Source organism: Streptomyces sp. NPDC008125, from assembly GCF_042957125.1.
In the GTDB taxonomy this organism is placed as follows: domain Bacteria; phylum Actinomycetota; class Actinomycetes; order Streptomycetales; family Streptomycetaceae; genus Streptomyces.
This window is the reverse complement of the sequence record NZ_JBIBHR010000013.1, coordinates 80,088-98,386: the sequence shown is the minus strand read 5'-3', so window position 1 is coordinate 98,386 and position 18,299 is coordinate 80,088. Positions and strand designations below refer to the sequence as shown.

14 protein-coding genes are annotated in these 18,299 nt (G+C 71.7%); 5 read left to right on the top strand and 9 right to left on the bottom strand.

The window, feature by feature from the left end; genetic code table 11:
- Positions 1–137 precede the first annotated feature (137 nt).
- Positions 138–1,280: a DNA glycosylase AlkZ-like family protein gene (locus tag ACFZAX_RS22585; protein WP_390963719.1), complete on the top strand. Its 1,143-nt coding sequence runs from the start codon at positions 138–140 to the stop codon at positions 1,278–1,280.
- A gap of 50 nt (positions 1,281–1,330) precedes the next feature.
- Here the strand turns inward: ACFZAX_RS22585 and ACFZAX_RS22580 are convergent, their stop codons facing one another.
- The 6 genes from ACFZAX_RS22580 to ACFZAX_RS22555 all read right to left on the bottom strand — a co-directional run bounded on the left by ACFZAX_RS22580 (position 1,331) and on the right by ACFZAX_RS22555 (position 7,879).
- Complete coding sequence (locus tag ACFZAX_RS22580; protein WP_390963718.1) at positions 1,331–2,404, bottom strand: endonuclease/exonuclease/phosphatase family protein; 1,074 nt, start codon at positions 2,402–2,404, stop codon at positions 1,331–1,333.
- A complete protein-coding gene (locus ACFZAX_RS22575) occupies positions 2,401–2,901 on the bottom strand; it encodes a MarR family transcriptional regulator (protein WP_390963717.1) in 501 nt (166 codons plus the stop codon). The genes ACFZAX_RS22580 and ACFZAX_RS22575 overlap by 4 nt, the downstream gene beginning before the upstream one ends.
- 688 nt (positions 2,902–3,589) lie before the next feature.
- Entirely contained in the window at positions 3,590–4,957 is a 1,368-nt protein-coding gene (locus ACFZAX_RS22570; protein ID WP_390963716.1) for an NtaA/DmoA family FMN-dependent monooxygenase, read from the bottom strand.
- A gap of 10 nt (positions 4,958–4,967) precedes the next feature.
- On the bottom strand, positions 4,968–6,083 hold the full coding sequence (locus tag ACFZAX_RS22565; protein WP_390963714.1) for an LLM class flavin-dependent oxidoreductase: 1,116 nt from the start codon (positions 6,081–6,083) through the stop codon (positions 4,968–4,970).
- Positions 6,076–7,527, bottom strand: coding sequence for an MFS transporter (locus ACFZAX_RS22560; protein WP_390963713.1), 1,452 nt, complete (start codon positions 7,525–7,527; stop codon positions 6,076–6,078). The genes ACFZAX_RS22565 and ACFZAX_RS22560 overlap by 8 nt, the downstream gene beginning before the upstream one ends.
- A gap of 211 nt (positions 7,528–7,738) precedes the next feature.
- On the bottom strand, positions 7,739–7,879 hold the full coding sequence (locus tag ACFZAX_RS22555; RefSeq protein ID WP_390963712.1) for a putative leader peptide: 141 nt from the start codon (positions 7,877–7,879) through the stop codon (positions 7,739–7,741).
- Positions 7,880–8,154: 275 nt separating this feature from the next.
- Here ACFZAX_RS22555 and ACFZAX_RS22550 point away from each other — a divergent pair, with 275 nt between their 5' ends.
- Both ACFZAX_RS22550 and ACFZAX_RS22545 read left to right on the top strand, forming a co-directional pair.
- The gene (locus ACFZAX_RS22550) at positions 8,155–8,979 is read left to right on the top strand and encodes a DUF1684 domain-containing protein (protein WP_390963711.1); all 825 of its coding nucleotides are present in this window, start codon (positions 8,155–8,157) and stop codon (positions 8,977–8,979) included.
- Between the two features lie 199 nt (positions 8,980–9,178).
- The gene (locus tag ACFZAX_RS22545; RefSeq protein ID WP_390963710.1) at positions 9,179–10,204 is read left to right on the top strand and encodes a pyridoxal-phosphate dependent enzyme; all 1,026 of its coding nucleotides are present in this window, start codon (positions 9,179–9,181) and stop codon (positions 10,202–10,204) included.
- A gap of 97 nt (positions 10,205–10,301) precedes the next feature.
- On the opposite strand, the gene ACFZAX_RS22540 is transcribed toward ACFZAX_RS22545, so the two are convergent.
- The 3 genes from ACFZAX_RS22540 to ACFZAX_RS22530 form a co-directional block, all read right to left on the bottom strand.
- Positions 10,302–11,852, bottom strand: a complete 1,551-nt coding sequence (locus ACFZAX_RS22540; RefSeq protein WP_390963709.1) for a polysaccharide lyase family 1 protein — start codon at positions 11,850–11,852, stop codon at positions 10,302–10,304.
- A 241-nt stretch (positions 11,853–12,093) separates the two neighbouring features.
- Positions 12,094–12,219, bottom strand: a complete 126-nt coding sequence (locus ACFZAX_RS22535; RefSeq protein WP_390963708.1) for a hypothetical protein — start codon at positions 12,217–12,219, stop codon at positions 12,094–12,096.
- A 751-nt stretch (positions 12,220–12,970) separates the two neighbouring features.
- Entirely contained in the window at positions 12,971–14,080 is a 1,110-nt protein-coding gene (locus tag ACFZAX_RS22530) for a hypothetical protein (protein ID WP_390963706.1), read from the bottom strand.
- A gap of 607 nt (positions 14,081–14,687) precedes the next feature.
- On the opposite strand from ACFZAX_RS22530, the gene ACFZAX_RS22525 reads away from it, so the two are divergent.
- Together ACFZAX_RS22525 and ACFZAX_RS22520 are read left to right on the top strand one after the other, a co-directional pair.
- Entirely contained in the window at positions 14,688–16,211 is a 1,524-nt protein-coding gene (locus tag ACFZAX_RS22525) for a glycosyl hydrolase family 18 protein (RefSeq protein WP_390963705.1), read from the top strand.
- Positions 16,212–16,736: 525 nt separating this feature from the next.
- Positions 16,737–18,236, top strand: a complete 1,500-nt coding sequence (locus tag ACFZAX_RS22520; RefSeq protein WP_390963704.1) for a peptide ligase PGM1-related protein — start codon at positions 16,737–16,739, stop codon at positions 18,234–18,236.
- The last annotated feature ends 63 nt before the right edge of the window (positions 18,237–18,299 follow it).

The window sequence follows — 18,299 nt, the reverse complement described above, 5'->3', positions numbered from 1 at the left end:
CGGCGCGCTGCTCGCGTCCGCGCGGAAGCGGCTTCACCGTTGAGGGGATGCGGCGGAACCTGGCCGTGACGGTCCACGAGACCGTGCCGCGAGCGGCACCTGCCCGCGCCGGGGCGGAACCCGGCACAATGCCCGCCATGAAGATCACCGCGCGCGAACTGAACCGGGCGACCCTCGACCGCCAACTGCTGCTGCGGCGGGAGCCGCTGGACGCCGCCGAGGGGGCGCGCCGGGTGCTCGCCCTGCAGGCTCAGCAGCCCGCCTCGCCGTACGTCGCCCTGTGGAACCGGCTGGCGGGCTTCGATCCGGCGGAGCTGGACGCGGCGTTCACCGAGGGCGTGGTGGTCAAGGCGACGCTGATGCGGATCACGCTCCACGCGGTGCACGCCGAGGACTACCGGGTGCTGCGCGAGGCGATGCAGCAGACGCTGTACGCCTCGCGGCTCGGGTTCCGGTTCGCGGCGGCGGGCCTCACCCCGGACGACGCCTTCCGACTGGTGCCAGAACTGCTGGAGTTCGCCGAACGGGCGCGCACCGTGAAGGAGTTGGAAGCATGGCTCGAAACGCGGGTGGGCGCCGGCAAGAAGGCCGGGGCGCTGTGGGGGCTGCGAGGTTACGCTCCCCTGCTGCACGCCCCGGCGGGCGGGCCGTGGTCGTTCGGGGCCAGAACGTCGTACGTGGCGGCGGCGTCCCTCCCGGCGGCCACGGGGCAGGAACACGTGCCGGAGGCGATGCGCCACCTCGTGCTGCGCTACCTGAAGGCGTTCGGCCCCGCTTCGGTCGCGGACGTGGCGCAGTTCGCCATGGTGCGGCGCGGACCGGTGCGGGAGGCGCTGCGGGCTCTCGACGGTGTCGTCGAGCAGCTCGAAGGGCCGGACGGGACGGTGGTGTTCGACGCCGTCGGGGCCGGTCGTCCGGAGGCCGGAGTCCCGGCACCGCCCCGGCTGATGGCGATGTGGGACAGCGTGCTGCTGGCGTATGCCGACCGCAGCCGGGTGATCCCCGAGGAGTACCGGCGCGAGGTGATCCGTGTCAACGGTGACGTACTGCCGACGGTGCTGGTCGACGGTTACGTCGCGGGGGTGTGGCGTCCGGTCGACGGCGGTGTCGAGGTGACGGCTTTCCGCGATCTGGATCCCGCCGTCTGGGAGGCGCTCACCGAGGAGGCCCGCTCCTTGAGCACTCTGCTGGCGGACCGCGATCCCCTGGCCTACAGCCGCTACCGCCACTGGTGGACCAAGCTGTCCGGCTCGCAGGTCCGGGTCCTGGCTCCCCGGTGACCCGTCCCGGACCCGCCGCGGTCCCGGGCGGGGCGGGGCGGTCCGGCGGGTCAGCCCGCGACCGGGGCGGCCGCCCGTTCCGGGAGGACCGCGAGCTCCGCGACGACGGCCCGGTGGTCCGTCCCCGGCAGGGTGCGTTCGCGGACGGAGACCCCCGCGAGTCCGGAGCCGTGCAGCACGTGGTCCAGCTGGACGAGAGGAGGCACGATCCCCGCGCCGACGGGCCAGGTCGGCGCCCAGCCCTCGCCGAGTTCGGCATGGGTGTCGGTGAGTCCGGCGGCCAGCAGGGACCGCATCGGGGCGTGGTCGAGGGTGGCGTTGAAGTCACCGAGAAACACGGCGTCGGGTCCCTCGTCGCGTGCCAGAACGGCGAGGGAGTACATGTCCCTACTCCATCGCCCAGGGTTCCCGAGCGGGTAGTAGGTGTGGACGGCGACGAGCCGGACGGTGCGTCCGCCGACGGTGGTTCCGGCGATGGTCTGCGGCCACACGGTGTCGATGTCCGTGGTGTCCGCACCGGTCAGCGGGGTGCGGGAGTAGATCGAGGAGTCGTACTCGGGGTGCAGCGCGTGGTACGGCAACAGGGCATCGAGGCCCGCCCGGTCGAGCGCGTCGAGCCCTCGCGCCGGTGTCTGCTCCACGGCGAGTACGTCGATCCGCTCGGCGCGGACCATCTCCACCACCGCTGCCGGGTCCACCGCCCCCTCGTCGGTGTTGAGGGTCGCCACCCGCAGGCGGGCGGCCGACGGCGGGACGGTGACGGAGTCGGAGACGAACCTCGGCGCCACCAGCCAGACGTGGGCGACGATCAGGAGCAGCGCCACGGCCGCCGCACTCCAGGACCGCACCGCCCGAACGGAGGTGGTGAGGACCAGTACCAGCAGTGCCAGGACAGCCGTGTGGGGGAACAGCACCATCGGGACGGCGAGGTACGTGCCCGCGTCCCGTCCCGTCAGCCGTACGGCGAGCAACGCGGCGGGGACGGCGAGGACGACCCCGCAGGCCGCGAGCGCCCAGAACCGGCCGCGCGCCGTGCGCCGCCGGGGCCGCCCACCGGGGCGGTGTGAACCGGCCTCGCCCGCAGGGCCCGTGCTGTCGGCGCCCAGCGCCGTACCGCTCCTCACGAGCTCTGCTCCGAGGCATCCAGCACGCGCCGGAGCAGCGTGGTGAGGGTCTCCCGTTCGTCCGGGGCGAGGACGGCGAGAAAGACGTCCTGGGAGGCCTCGGCGACGAGCCGCACCCGGCGCTGGAGGTCCGCCCCTTCCTCGGTCAGCGCGACGAGCTGGCGGCGGCGGTCGGCCCGGTCCCGCTCCCGGCGCACCAGCCCCCGCTCCTCGACGGCGTCGAGGTACCCGCCCAGGTGGCTGCGCTGGAATCCGAGCCGGTCCGCCATGACGTGCTGGGGCAGCGGGCCGAAGTCGGCGAGCGCCGTGAGGGTGGCGAAATGCGGAAGCCGCAGGCCGTGTCGGCCCACCGCGTCCACCAGCGCCTCGTGCCCGAGGCGCGCCACGTGACTGGCGAGATAGGAGGGCAGCGCGAGGAGGCCGGGCGGCCGTGGCACGGGTGTCGCGCCCGTTGCCGGAGAGCCCGTGCCGCGCCCGCGTACGAGGTGTTCGCTCATGTGTGCACGATACAGGGGCAGTTGCCGACCGTAAGAATGACGTCGCGCGATGATTCCTTGGCGACATCGATGCGGCGTCCGACCGCCTCGACCACTCGACCGCGAACTGGTCGCCCGCAGCGGAGGGGATGACCGACGGGAAGGGGCTGGCGGCCGTGGTGCTTCACGCCCCCTTCCTCCCCCTCTCGCGTACGAGGAAGGCGCACCGATCGAGTCGACGGCGGGGTTCGGCACCGGCCGGCGACCTCCGGAACCTGGGGGCGGACAGAACGGATGACGCGGGCGCCCGGCAAGCGCGAGCACTACGCGCTCCCGCGTACCTGGGCCGGGTCCCGGCCGCCTCCGGACTGTTCTCGCCCGGACTCGCTCCGCTGACGTACTGCCTCTCGGGCGTGGCCGCCGCCACCTCGGGAACGCGACCGGTATGCGTCGCCGGCGCCGCGACGGTGGCGGGCGGGTCCGTCGCCGGGCTGTGCTTCCGGTCGCCGCGCCGCACTGCCGCACTGCCGCACTGCCGCACTGCCGCACTGCCGCACTGCCGCACTGCCGCACTGCCGCACTGCCGCACTGCCGCACTGAGAAGGTTGATCCGGACGCCCCCTGCCGCTCGGTCATGCCCCGTCCTGGCCGGCGGCGTCGGGTACGGTCCCGCCGGCCCGTGCCCCGCGGGCCGGCGGGACCCGCCCGGTCAGCCGCCGATCGCGGGGAACGGCGGCAGGTCCAGGTGCTCGCGCAGGGTGGTACCCCGGTACTCGGTGCGGTAGATGCCCCGTTCCTGGAGCTCCGGGACGAGCTTGTCGACGATGTCCGTGACGGAGGCCGGAAGCAGGTGCGGCAGGAGGTTGAAGCCGTCCGCCACCCCCTCGCGCACGTACCGGCTCCACTCGTCGGCGATCGACGCGGGGGTACCGACGAAGGAGGGGTGCCCAGGTGACACCTCTGTCACCAACGCGCGTATGGAAAGGCCGCGTTCGGCGGACAGCTCACGCCACTTCCTGATGGTCGCGAGCTTGCCGCTGCGCTGCTCGACGGCGAGGGTTCCCCGGGAGGGGTCGAGTTCCTGGTCGCTCGGTTCGATGTCGGGCAGCGGGCCGTCGGGGTCGTAGCCGGACAGGTCGGTGCCCCAGTACTGCTCCAGGAAGGCGATCGAGCGGGGGCCGTTGATCTGTTCGCCGCGTACCCAGCGGGCCTTCTCCTCCGCGTCGGCCGGGGTGTCACCGATGACGACGTTGGCGCCGGGCAGGATGCGCAGCGAGTCGGGGGTACGGCCGTGGCGGGCCAGCCGGTCGCGGAGATCGGCGGCGTAGGCGGTGGCCTTGCCGAACTCGGCGTTGGCGGAGAACACCACGTCGGCGTGGCGGGCGGCGAGTTCACGGCCGCCGGGTGAGTCACCGGCCTGGAAGAGGACCGGCCGGCCCTGGCTGCTGCCCGGGACGGTGGCGGTGGCCCGGAACCTCACGAGGTCGGTTCCGCGCTCGACCGGGCCGATGGCACCGGGCACCGCCCAGTGCGCGGCGCTCCCGTCCCGGGCGATCGCGTCCGGCGCCCAGGAGGCCCAGAGCTCCTTGGCCGCCTCGACGAACTGCCCGGCGCGCTCGTAGCGGCGTTCGTGCTCCAGCCAGCCGCCGTGCCGGAAGTTGGCTCCGGTCCAGGCGTTGTCGGTGGTGACGATGTTCCATCCGGCGCGGCCCTCGGAAAGCAGGTCGAGACCGGCCAGTCGGCGGGCGAGGTCGGCCGGGTAGTTGTACGTGGTGTTCTGGGTGGCCACCAGCCCGATGCGGGTCGTGACGGCCGCCAGCGCGGAGAGCTGGGTGATCGCGTCGGGCCGGCCGGCCACGTCCAGGTCGAAGACCCGGCCCCTGTTCTCCCGTACGCGCAGCCCCTCCCCCAGGAAGAACGCGTCGAACAGACCGCGTTCGAGGATCTGGGCGATCTCGACGAAGGTCTCGACAGCGGTGTGCGAGGGGGCGTCCGGGTCGGACCAGATCAGTTGGGGTCCGACGCCGGTGTAGAACACGCCGAGGTGGAGCTGGGGTCGGGGGTTGGGTACGGTCATGTCGGTCACCTCAGGCGTTTGTGGCCGCCGGGGCGGCGGCGAACCGGTTGGCGGGGCGGGGAAGGCCGAGCGTGTCGCGCAGGGTGTCGCCGGCGCGCGGTACGGGCCGCTCCCCGGTCTCCGCCAGGGCCGGCAGCACCCGCTCGGTCAGGACCGGCACGTCGACGGCGAGCACGGCCGGGTGCAGTCTGACCCCGTCGACCAGTCCGGACAGTTCGCGCAGCAGACCGACCAGGGCCTCGGGCGAGCCGACGTGGCGCAGCCGACCGGTCTCCGGCCACGGGGCGGCCCCGTTCAGGGCGGCGAGCCGGCCGGCCGCAGGGGCGTCCGCGTCGAGGACCACCTCCACCTCGGCGAACACCAACGGCGCTCCGGCCTCCTTGGCCGCGGTGGCGCGCTCCGCGAGGGCGGGGAGGCCGGGCCGGCCGACGAGTACGACGTCGGCGCGGGCGTCCGCGTCCAGCTCGTCCGGGACCAGCACGACGAGTCCGCCCTGCGGGGGGCGTGGGGTGATCAGGGGGCCCTTGACCGAGAAGGAGGGGCCCTCGAAGTCGACGGGGTGCACCCGGTCCGCGTCGAGGAAGCGCCCGGTGGCCAGGTCCTTGATGACCGCGTCGTCCTCCCAGGAGTCCCACAGCGACCGGGCGGTGTCGATGACGTCGGCGGTCTCGCGGGCCAGCTCGGCGGCGGAACGTACCGGCTCGCCGACGGTGGCGGCGGCGTCCGCTCCGTTCGCCGCGCCGACGACCCAGGCGCCCCGGCCGTGCGAGGCGTGGTCCAGGCTCGCGAGCTGGGTGGCGAGGTGGAACGGTTCCGTGGTGGTGATGTGCAGGGTGGGCGCGAGACCGATCCGGTCGGTCAGCGGCGAGACGTACGCGGCCCGGGTCCCGGCCTCCACCCGGCCGGCCGGTCCGCCCGGCGCGCCCGGCGGCAGCGGCGAATCCGCGAAGGTGACGAGGGCGAAGCCCGCGTTCTCGGCCGTGGTCACCACGTCCCGCAGGGCCCGCGGTCCGAGGACCGCGGCGGGCGGGCGTCCCGAGTACCGCCAGGACGCGGGGTGGGCGCCGTCGCCGTCCGCCTCCAGGGCGAGGTACAGGCCGAGGGGCCCGGTGTCGTGATCAGTCATGAGGATTGCCTCCGGTCGAAGGGGGTCTGGGAACGCACGGGTCGGCGTGCGCCGACGAGAGGGACGGCGCCGGCTCCCGGGGCGGGGAGGCGGTACGGGTACGGGCGCGGAGGGAGGCCACGGCCGGACCGGCCGCCACCCACGCCCGGGAGGCCGGGCCGGGGGCGGCGATTCCCCGCCGCCGGGAGAGCAGGAGCGCCACCGCCAGAGCGGAGAGCACGGCGACCGTGGCTCCCGAGGCGAGCCCCCACCGCACCCCCGCATGCTGGGAGACCCAGCCGATCGCGGGGCCGCCGAGCGGGGCGCCGCCCATCGAGACGACGGTGTAGACGGCCATCACCCGGCCGCGCATGGCGTCGGTGACCTCCGACTGGACGAAGGCGCTGACCGCGGTGTTGAGGGTCATCAGAGCGAATCCGGTGGGCAGCAGCAGGATCAGGAAGGTGGTGTAGGAGGGCATGAGCGCGGCCACCGCCTCGCTCGCGCCGAACAGGACGGCGCCGACGACCACGGTCCGTACCCGGGGCGCCGCGCGGCGGGTCGCGGCGAGCGTCCCGGCGACGGTGCCCACGGACAGTGCGGTCGACATGAAGCCGAGTCCGCCGGAGCCGACGTCGAAGACCCGCCCGGCGAACAGGGTGAGCGTCGTGGGGAAGTTCACCGCGAAGGTGGCCACCAGGCCGAAGAGGGCCAGCACGCCCGCGAGTTCGGGCCGGGCGGCGACGTACCGCAGGCCCTCGGCGCCCGCGCCCGACCATCGCGCGCGCTTCACGGTCCCCTGCCCGCTCACGAGCCCCGGTCCACGCGACGGTCCGGCCCCGAAGGTGCCGGGCGGAGGTGCCGGACGGGGCCGGATCGTCAGCAGCCCCAGGGTCACGGCCACGAAGGAGACGGCGTTCACCGCGAACACCCCGCCCGGGCCGATGAGTCCGATCAGCACTCCGGCGATCGCGGGTCCGATCAGCCGGGCCGCGTTGAGCGACAGGATGTTGAGCCCGGCCGCGTTCGGTATCAGCGAGAGGCCGACCAGCTCCGTGACGAAGGAGAGCCGTGCGGGGTTCTCCACGGTGAACACGCAGCCGAGGCCGAACGACAGCAGATAGACCGACCAGAGGGGCGCGTGGCCGGTCAGCACCGCGACCGTGAGGAGTACCGCCTGGACCGCGTACAGGGACTGCGCCCACAGCAGGAGGGTGCGACGGTCGTACCGGTCGGCGAGTACCCCGCCCCACAGGCCGAAGAGCAGGACCGGGGCGAACTGGAGACCGGCCGCCCAGCCGACCGCCGTTCCACTGTGCGTGAGGTCGAAGACGAACCAGTCCAGGGCCACACCCTGCATCGCGGAGCCGATGTTGGAGACCAGGCCGGTGCTCCAGTAGATCCGGTAGTCGCGGACACGCAGCGCGGTGAACACCCCTGTTCGTGCGGTGTTCTCGGGCACCATGATCCTCTCGTTCGGGGCGCGCGGGAAGCCGGGCGCGGCGGTCGCGCTTTCGCGTGACCACGTGAAAAGTGACGGAGCATCACGACAGCGGGAAGGTCGCGCGGGAGCACCGGCGGACGCGGAGAATGTTCAGCCCTCGCCGAGGGACCTCACGGTCGGCGGGGTACGAGGAGCGGACACGTGTCGCGCGGGACGGCCGCGGAGGGCGCGCTCAGCGGCGCGGGACGGGGCCCGTACACAGCGCGCTGCTCACCCTGAGCAGATCGACGTGGCGCCGGACGACGCGGAACGCGAACGACCCGCCTGGGTGCGGAAGACGGCTGCCGTGATCCCTGAGGAGTCGCGCCCGCACGCCGGTCACCTCGCACTCTTCGGGTCGGTCGGCGGTCCGGTCCGGCCGCCGATGCGCGGGATCACCACGTGGGGACTCGGGTGATCTCGTTGCAGGCTAACCCCTGGCGACTCGCCGGACAATGCCGCTCCGGAGCACCGCACCGGTTCGCGGAATCCGTTCATACTCCGTTCGCAGAATCCGGGAATGAAGCGCGTACCGGGAGGAGTTGCGCTCTGGAGAACCGCACAGCCGCCCCGCGGGCCCTGCCCGCCGCACAGCACGAGGGAGCGCACATGACCGTCCCGCAGACCGACCCGGAGACGTTCGCCGAGGAGTGGGAACTGTGGCACCGCGAGAAAGAAGAGCAGCTCGCCGGCCCCCACGGGTTCCTCGCGATCACGAGTCTGCGCTGGCTGAGCGCCGAGCCGGAGCGCTTCGAGGATGCCCCGGGCGCCTGGTCCACCTCGGCCGAGGGAGTGGTGGTGGAGCTGGCGGACGGCGAGGAACTGATCTTCGACGGTGCGACGGTGACGGGGCGTCACTCCTTCGGGGTCATCGCTGAGCGCGACAGCCTGTACCCGGCGTACGGCGATGCGGTGATCGAGGTCGCCAAGCGCGGCGGGCACGACATCGTGCGCCCCCGCCACCCCGAGAACGTCCTGCGCACCGCTTTCACCGGCACCCCCGCCTTCGCCCCCGCCGCACGGTGGGTCCGCCCCGGCACGTTCATCCCCTTCGAGGAGCCGCGTCCGGTGACGGTCGGTGCGGCGGTCGAGGGTCTGGAGCACGTCTACGACTCCCCCGGCCAGGTCGAGTTCGAGCTGGGCGGCGAGACGCACCGGCTCACGACGTTCAACGGCAAGCGTCCCGGCTCGCTGATGGCGCTGTTCACGGACCGCACCTCCGGTGTGACGACCTACGCGGCGAACCGCTCCGTCCAGATCGGTGCTCCCGACGAACAGGGCGCCGTCCGCATCGATTTCAACCGTGCCGCCAACCTTCCCTGCGCCTACACCGACCTGGCGACCTGCCCCCTGCCGCCGAAGGAGAACCGTCTCCCGGTCGCGGTCGAGGCCGGCGAGCGCATCCCCGTGGAGCGCGGCGGACCGGCCGCCTGATGCCCCGCCCGGCCCGCCCAGGTCTCCTTCTCGTCGCGGCGTCCGGGCTGCCACGTTCGGGGGCGTCGCCGACGGGTGACGCCCCGGCCCCCGCACGCCCGGCCTGACGCGGGATGCCCGGCGCGGCGTGCGTCGGCCGCCCGCGCCTTCCCGGATCATCCGGTGGCATCAGCTTCAGCAGACGCAAGGAGCACCGCAGATGGACGTCCACGACTCACTGGCCGACGCGGTCGGCAACACCCCGCTGGTACGCCTCAACCGCGTCACCGGCACGGCTCTCGCACCGGTCTACGCGAAACTGGAGTACGTCAATCCCGGCGGGAGCGTGAAGGACCGCATCGCGCTCTCCATGGTCGAAGCGGCGGAGAAGCAGGGGCTCTTGGGGCCCGGCGGGACCATCGTCGAGGGCACGTCGGGCAATACCGGGGTCGGCCTGGCCATGGTCGCCGCGCAGCGGGGCTACCGGTGCGTGTTCGCGATCCCGGACAAGAGCAGCGCGGAGAAGGTCGCGGTACTGCGCGCGTACGGCGCCGAGGTCGTCGTCTGCCCGGGCAACGTACCGCGCGAGCATCCCGAACACGTGCACGCCACGGCCGTCCGCATCGCTGCCCGGACTCCGGGCGGCTGGCTCGCCAACCAGTACGACAACCCGGCGAATCCTCAGGCCCATTTTCGCACGACCGGGCCGGAGATCTGGCGGCAGACGGAGGGCCGGATCACCCATCTGGTGTCGGGGGTCGGTACCGGCGGCACCATCACGGGAACCGGCGAGTACCTCAAGGAGGTCAGTGGCGGGAGGGTGACGGTCGTGGGCGCCGACCCGGAGGCCTCGGTCTACTCGGGCGGCGACGGCGGCCCGTACCACGTGGAGAGCATCGGCTACTTCCGTCACCCGGAGACGGTGGACGACAGCTGGCCCGAGTCCTTCCACCCCTCGGTGGTCGACCGCTACGAGCGGATCAGCGACCGGGACTCGCTGCTGACCGCCCGGCGCCTGGCGCGTGAGGAGGGACTGCTGGTCGGCGGTTCCGCCGGTACGGCGGTGGCCGGCGCGCTGCGGGTGGCGGCCGGTCTGGGCCCGGACGACCTGGTCGTGGTCCTGCTGCCGGACTCCGGGCGCAACTACCTCTCCAAGGTCTTCGACGACGACTGGCTGCGGCAGCTCGGCCTGCCGGAGGACGAGGGGGTGTCGGCCGACGCGCGCACGGTCCCGTCGCAGGGCTGAGCCGGGTCTCCCGCGCGTTCACGGCGTCACCGGCGGGAACGCCGGTGGGGGCCGGGACCGTCGTGTTCGACGGTCCCGGCCCCCACCGGTCCCTCTGTCAGGCGTACGTCTCGAACTCGGCGACCTTCGGGGTGCCGCTGGAGCTGGTGATCTCGAAGGTGACCTTGCGCAGCGAGGCCGAGGCGAACGAGATGGTGCCCACTCCGCTGCCCGAGGTCAGGACAGCGCCGGTGTCACCGTTGAGGACCCGCCACGAGCCGATGCTGGAGCCGGACGCCTCGCGGATGTTGACCGAGGAGACCGTGGTCGCGGCGTCCCACTTGACCGAGACGGAGCCCGTCGAGCCGGAGGGCGACCAGTAGGTGCTCAGGTTGCCGTCCTTGACGTTGCCGTAGCTGGTTCCGCTCGCCTTGCTGGAGCCGTCGGCACCGCCGGAGAGGCTGAGGTTGGTGCCGCTGGGCTGCGTCGGTCCGGTGGTCGGCGACGGCGTTGCCGTGGTGGGGCTCGGCGTGGGCGTGGTGGGGTTGCCGGTGGGGGTGGTCGGCGTGCAGTTGCCGTCCGAGACCTGGAGGCCCTTGTTGGCGCCGGCCGTCTGGGTCACGATGCTCGGCACGCAGCCGGCCGCGTCGAGGCTGTAGGAGTACGGGATACTGACCGTGGTGTTGGAGGTGGGGTTGGGCCCGGCCGGGTTGTTGTCGGAGGCGTGGGCGGACCAGGTCACGTTGTCGAAGGTGTTGCCGCTCACCTGCCAGTAGCCGGCCGCGTCGGTGTAGAAGGTGCCCAGGACGTCCTTGGAGTCCTTGAAGTAGTTGTTGTCCACCTTCGCCTTGGCCCCGGCGCGGGAGTTGATGCCCGACTCGTTGAGGTTGACGTAGTAGTTGTTGTAGATGTGCGCGATGCCGCCACGCAGCAACGGGGTGCGGGAGTCGAGGTTCTGGTACAGGTTGTGGTGGAAGGTGATGAAGCCGTTGGAGAGTTCGGTCTCGCTGGACCCGATGAGGCCGCCTCGCCCGGAGTTGCGCAGGATGCTGTAGGACAGCGTCACGTACTGCGTGTTGTCCTTCATGTCGAAGAGGCCGTCGAACCCTTCGGCCTCGCCGCCCGAGGCCTCCAGGGTGGAGTGGTCGACCCAGACGTTGCGGACGTCGCTCTCCATGCCGATGGCGTCGCCGCCGTTGGAGGTGGGCGAGCCGGACTTCTTGACGTTCTTGACCGTCACGTTCTGGATGATGATGTTGCTGGACTGGCGTATGTGGATGCCCAGTTGGTCGAAGACGGCGCCGCTTCCCACACCGACGAGCGTGACGTTGCTGATCTGCTTGAGTTCGATCACACCGGCCGCGGTGTTGCAGCTGTCGCCCGACACCTTGGCGGTGTTGGCGTGGTTGATCGTCCCCTCCACCTGGATGGTGATCGGGGTGCTGCTGGTGGCGCGACCGCACAGGGCCTGGTGGATCTGGGTACCGGTGGTCGCCTTCACGACCTGCCCGCCGGCCCCGCCGGTGGTCCCGCCGTTCTGGGTCGCGTAGCCGGTGACACCGCCGGTCGCGGCCGATGCCGAGGGCATCGACACGATGACGCCGGTCGCCGCCGCCAGGGCCGCCGTGGCCACTGCCGCGGAGAGTCGCAGTGCGACTGCTTTCCTCATTCTGGTGTCTCCCTGTTCGTCTTCGAATACGGGGTTGAGCATTGACATGCTCATGCCATTCATGAAGCCGTACCGAGCCCGCCGACACACACCGGTTACGCTCCGACCACCCCTGGCGCGGGCTCGATCGCGCCGGTCGGATCGATTCGGCCGTTCTGCCGCGACCCATAGGCCTGCACTGCCGGCGGCACCGGCCGCGGGGTCTCCGCGTCCGCACCACCGCCCACTCCCGCCGCTCACGTCACACCGGGGCGAGAACACCGCCCGGTGGACCACCGCCGGGAACTCCGACGGCGTGACCGGCCATCCGCTGCAGGAAGTCGTCGCTGCCCGAACCGTGACGGACGGCGTGGCGGGCATGGATCATGGCGTACACCCTTCACTCCGTGGCGCGGCGACGTCCTGGATGCGGCACCGTTCCGGATCGGTGGCGGCTCGCCGGTGAAGTCGCCTGCGGATGAGGTGACTTCACGTTCACCGGTGCGGGGCCCTGGAGAGGGAAAGCGCTTTCTGAACGCGAGGATAGGGCGGCCGTCGCGAGGCTGGCAAGGTTCTGGACGCGTACGGAAATGAGCGCCACCGCGACCGGCGACCGAAGCCGGCCCACCCGCCGGGCCCATGCAAGGTCGTCCCGCACCACGAACCGGGTTCACACCCCTGAACGCCCCTGGCGTGCCGACCGATCCTCACCAGGAGGGCGCGGACCAAGATGTCCGCAGCTCACGACCGTGATCCGACCGTTCTTCGCGAAGGAACGCGACACCTCGCCCGGCGGCCGGAATCAACGCCTCCGCTCTGCCTGCTGGACGAGCGGGCGCCCCTCGGAACCAGTCGTCCGAAGATCCCGGACTCCCGAAAATTTCCGCCGGCGCGCTCCCTGGTACATGCCGAGGGGCGCGCGGATCGCCGCCGGGGAGGCCGCGCGAGGGCCGCTCGGCCCGTCCGTCCGCCCCGGCCCGTGGAGAGCGCGCGCCCCACGGGCGACCCGTTCTCGGCTGCCGTCCATGACGGGCTCGGGCGCACGGCACGACGTCGGTCCCGGGAGCCTGACCGCTCCCGGGACCGACGCAGTGGCTGGGTGGTGTCCGGCCTTCGTCCGCCGGAGACCGTCTACGGCGTCAGAACGCCGAGGTGTACGCGGTGAAGAACGGGGCCTTCACCGGAGTCCCGCCAGGACCGAAGCAGTTGACGGGGAGCTGCACGGTGCCGCCCGACCTGGCCCAGGGGGCGTACAGGCCGCAGTATCCGGGCCCGCTGCCGTAGGCGGTGGCGTGCGCGGTGTCCGAGGGGACGGCGACCGACGGGAGGGTGACGACGAAGGGCGCTCCCGAGCCGCCGAGGGTGTTGGTGGCGCCGGTGGAATTGTAGTTGGTGAGAGCGGGCAGCGATCCGTTGTACCAGAGGTAGCCGAACGACTTCGGCGGGAAGGCCGGCCCGTGGACCGCCCGCAGGTAGGAGTAGCTCAGCGTCCACTTGGCGTCGTACGGGGCGTCCGACGCGTCGTAGCAGGCGACCACCGCCGTCTGCCCGGTGGCTCCCGGCGCCCAGTCGGCCACCTTGCAGTGCGCGCCCTGCCTCGGGTCGACCGCGGTGACCTGGAAGTCGCCCGCGTAGCTGGACTGTCCGAGGCCGGGGAGCCACGCCTTCCAGATGCCGGTCGAGCCCTTGCTCACCGTGTTCACGGCGGAGGTGGAGTTGTACTGGGTGAGTACCGCGCCGCTGGTGTCGGAGTAGATGTAGCCGTACGAGCCGCTCGGTGTGGCGGGCGCGCCGCTGCTGGTGGTGTACAGGACGGTGAAGGTGGAGTTGTCCGGTGCGCCGCTCGGGAGATAGCAGTTCACGAAGACGTCTTCGCCGGTGCCCACCTGCTTCCAGGCGGCGATCTGGCACCAGTGGGCGGTGCTGTTGACCGCGGTGGCGTGGGCGATCCCGCCCGTGCCGCCGATCAACGGGAAGTGCGCCACGTACGAGCCGAGGCCGAGCTGGTCGACCTTGACGGGGTTGGCCGACGGCGAGGTCCAGCTGCCCCACTGGCGGGTGGGGTCGGGCACGTAGCCGGAGGGCGGCGTCGGGTTGTCCAGGTAGGCGAACCCCCAGCGGTCGGGGACGGCGGCCTGCGCGGCTCCGGCGGTCGGAAGGGCTGCCGCCAGCAGGGCGGCCAGCATCCCCATGATGAGCAGAACGGCTCGAACGCGTCTGTTCGTCGGTGCTGCGGTGCGGACGTGCATGGGCGTGCCCCCTGTGGGTGAGGTCGGTGCTGCCTGCGCGGTCCGTGCTGTGGCTCGGGTCGGGCGTACGCCGGCGCGCCGCAGCGAACGCGGCATGATCCCGCGCCCGCCGGTGAGCCGACGAGGTGTCACCGGTTCGGAGCCCGGCGCTCAAGGTGCCAGAAGAAGGGTCCGCCGCAGCCTTGCCGCGTCAGCCGTTCTGGGAACCCGCACATCCGCCCCGGGCACCCCGGAGGCCACTCCCCCACCGTGGGCCGCCGTGCGCGCCGGGCCGTCCGGCCGATTCCGGGTGGTCTCCCGTCGCAGTGCCTCCATCCCGTCCCCCCACCCCCTCCGAGCGCCACCGCCCGCCGTGGCCGGAACAGGCACCTGGACCCCGAACCAGCCTCCCCGAAGGCCAAGTTGGCCAAATGCCGGTAAAAACGCGGTCGAGTGGTCCAGCCCCCGGGGCACCTCCCACCAGCGAAAAGCCCACCCCGAGAGAAATTGGTCCACTCCCGACTTGGTCCAGACCATTGACGTGCATCTGCCACCGCCGATTCCATGCACCATGCCGCTACCGGAAGGCCGTCGGCGGCTCTTGCCCCTCCTCACAGCTGGGACATCCATGAGACTCACGCGCTCGCTCCGCACGGTCGTCACCGCCACGGTCACGGCGGTGGCCGCCGCCGGCCTCACGCTGATCGGGGGGCCGGCCCAGGCGGCGACGCCTCTCCCCTCCCACGTCTTCGCCCCGTTCTTCGAGACGTGGACCGGCGACAGCCCCGCCGCGCTGGCCGCGCAGTCGGGCACCAAACACCTCACCATGGCGTTCCTCCAGACCGCCACGCCCGGTTCGTGTACGCCGTACTGGAGCGGGGACACCGGGATGCCGATCGCCACGTCCTCCTTCGGCAGCGACATCAAGACCATCCAGGCGAACGGCGGCGACGTCATCCCGTCCTTCGGCGGGTACACGGCAGACACCACCGGCACCGAGATCGCCGAGAGCTGCACCGACGTCAACCAGATCGCGGCGGCCTACGAGAAGGTCGTCACCACGTACGACGTGACCCGCCTCGACATGGACATCGAGGTCGACTCCCTCGGCAACACCGCGGGCATCGACCGCCGCAACAAGGCCATCAAGATCCTCCAGGACTGGGCCGCCGCCAACGGGCGCAAGGTCGAGATCTCCTACACCCTGCCCACCACCACCTCGGGCCTGGAGTCCAACGCGCTCGCCGTGCTGCAGAACGCGGTCAAGAACGGGGCGCGCGTCGACGTCGCGAACCTCATGACGTTCGACTACTACGACAACGCCACGCACGACATGGCGAACGACACCCAGACGGCGGCCCAGGGACTCGTCAACCAGCTCGCGGTCCTCTACCCCGCCAAGACCTCGGCCCAGCTGTGGAACATGGTCGGCATCACGGAGATGCCCGGTGTCGACGACTTCGGCCCGGCGGAGACCTTCACCCTCGCCAACGCCACCCAGGTCTACAACTGGGCCGTCTCGAAGGGCATCAACTTCCTGTCCTTCTGGGCCCTCCAGCGTGACAACGGAAGCTGCCCCGGCGGCGCCGCCGCGGACGGCTGCTCCGGAATCCAGCAGAACACCTGGGACTTCTCGCACATCTTCGCGCCCTTCACCGGCGGCACCACCACGACCCCGGCCAACGACTTCTCGCTGAGCGCCACCCCGGCCTCCGGCTCGGTCACCGCCGGCGGCTCGGTCACCAGTTCGGTGAAGACCGCAGTGACCGCGGGTTCGGCGCAGTCGGTCGCCCTCAAGGTCACCGGCGCCCCGGCGGGTGTCACCGCGTCGCTCAGCCCCGCCTCCGTGACGGCGGGCGGCAGTTCCACGCTCACCCTGGCGACGACGTCGGCCGCCGCCTCGGGTACGTACACGATCACCGTGACCGGCACCGGCGCGTCCGGAAGCCGCACCGCGACCTACTCGCTCAAGATCACCGGCGGTGCGACGACCCCGTGCACGGCCACCCCGTGGGCCGCGGCGTCGATCTACACCGGCGGCCAGACGGTCTCGTACCAGGGCCACACCTGGAAGGCCCAGTGGTGGACGCAGGGCGAGGTGCCCGGAACCACCGGACAGTGGGGTGTGTGGGTGGATCTCGGCGCCTGCTGAAAAGGCGGGACGATCGCCCGTCCCGAGCCCCGGGGCCCTGAAAGTTCCTGAGGTCCCGAGCGCACGCGAACAGATCCGGACAGGGTCGGCAGCACGTCTGCCGGCCCTGTTTCCGTTGTTCTCCTTCAAGCACCCGCGGAAGGAGTCGGCGAAAAGCGGCCTTGTACACACGGGGCCCCTGGGGCAAAGTTAAGTGGTTGTTTCCTCCGTTTCACGGAAGGGGCAGAACATTCACGGAACCGCCGCTCACCGTCTCGTTCCGGTCGTCCACATGCACGTCCGAGGCCTTTTCCCGCGCGTTTCGTACCCTGTCGCGTTCTGCTCGATACGGCTCGTCACCGCACGCTTCGAGGCCGCGGGGCCCGTCCCGCCGGGATTTTCCGCGCCCTCCGAAAATTTCGTCCGGACATTTGATCATCGAACACGGATTCCTCTTCGTCGATTTCCCCACCCGTGCCCCCGAGGCAGTCTCCCGAGTTGTCGCCTTGCACAGTCCCATCCGGCACCCGTAGCTTCGAGGACGCTGTGACCGAAACGCATCGACGCCCCACGGCCCGAATCCACATCGAGAGCCGGGAATGCAGCCCCGAGGTGCTGGAGCGACTGACCGGCGCGACGTACTTCCCCGAACGGCTGCTGGGGCCCGCGATCGTCACCACGGTCTGCCGTGCCGGTGGCCATCTTCTCTACGTGACGGCGCCGAGTGTGATCGACGGCGAGGAACAGATCGACTACTACCTCGGGCTCCTCCTCGGCGGCACGCCCGCCGCGGACCGTGAGCACGTGCGGCGCCTGCGCGAACTCGTAACCGTACTGCCGCTCGACGACGCCACCACCCGCTGGCTCAGCACCAAGGTGCTCGACCCCGTCAACCCGCGCGCAGCCGAAGTACGCTCCGAACTGCGGAAGTTCGCCGATCAGCACCGGAGCTCCGGGGCGGACGTACGGCTGAGCTACTTCGAGCCGTCCGAGCCGCTCGAAGAGCTGGCCCGCGAGCTGGACCTGCCGGGTACCCAGCCCTCTTCCGTCCATATCCCGCTGGGAACCAAGCACTCCGGCCGGCAGATCTTCGCCGCCGCCGGGATCCCCGTACCGGCGGGCAGCGGGGTGTGCCACGACCCCGGGGCACTCGCCTCGGAGGTCGCCCGCCTCGCCGCGACCGGGCTGCGCGAGCTGGTGCTGAAGCTGGACAGCACGGCGTTCGGCGGGGGCCTCGGCAACGCCCTGCTCACCCTCGACGACGGCATCACCTCACCGGGTGGCGACACTGTCGAGGGCCGGGTCGCGAAGGCGCTGCCCGGGGCTGCGCTCATGGACCAGAAGCTCACCTGGCAGGAGTACGTCACCCTGATGAAGGAGGACGGAGTGATCGTCGAGGAGATGATCGCCGAAGTGCCCCTGCTCAGCCCGAGTTTCCAGGGACGCATCACCGAACGGGGCACCGTCGAGGCCGTGTCCACGCACGACCAGGTCCTCGCCGACGACGGGCAGACCTATCACGGGTGCACCTTCCCCGCCGCCTCCGGCTACCGGCAGCTGCTCATCGGCCACGGTCTGCGGGTGGGCGAGGTGCTGAGGGAGCGGGGCGTCGGCAGCGGTGACTACGGGGTGGACTTCCTCGCCACCCGGTCCGGGGACGGATGGCGTCTGCTGGGCTGCGAGATCAACCTCCGGGCCACCGCCACCAAGCACCCCTTCACCATGGCGGTGGGGCTGCTCGGCGCGGAGCCGACGCCGGACGGACGGTTCGAGGTGGAGGGCGTCGAGTACGTCTACGAGGCGTCGGACGTCATCATGGACCGCCGCTACCGGGGGCTGCGTCCGGCCCAGCTCATCGAGGCCGTCACCGGTTCACCGATCGGCTTCGACCCTGTGCGCAGGACGGGCGTGGTGCTGCATCTGATGAGCCCGGTCACCGAATTCGGGAAGTTCGGCGCCCTGTGCATCGCCCGGAGCCGCGAAGAGGCGTCCTGGCTGATGCGGGAACTCCGTTACCTCGTGGACGGGTTGACGCCGCAGGACTGAGCGGGATCCAGCACGTGGCCGGCCCGCCCTGCCGGGCCACTCCCCGCATCCCGGTCCGCCGGG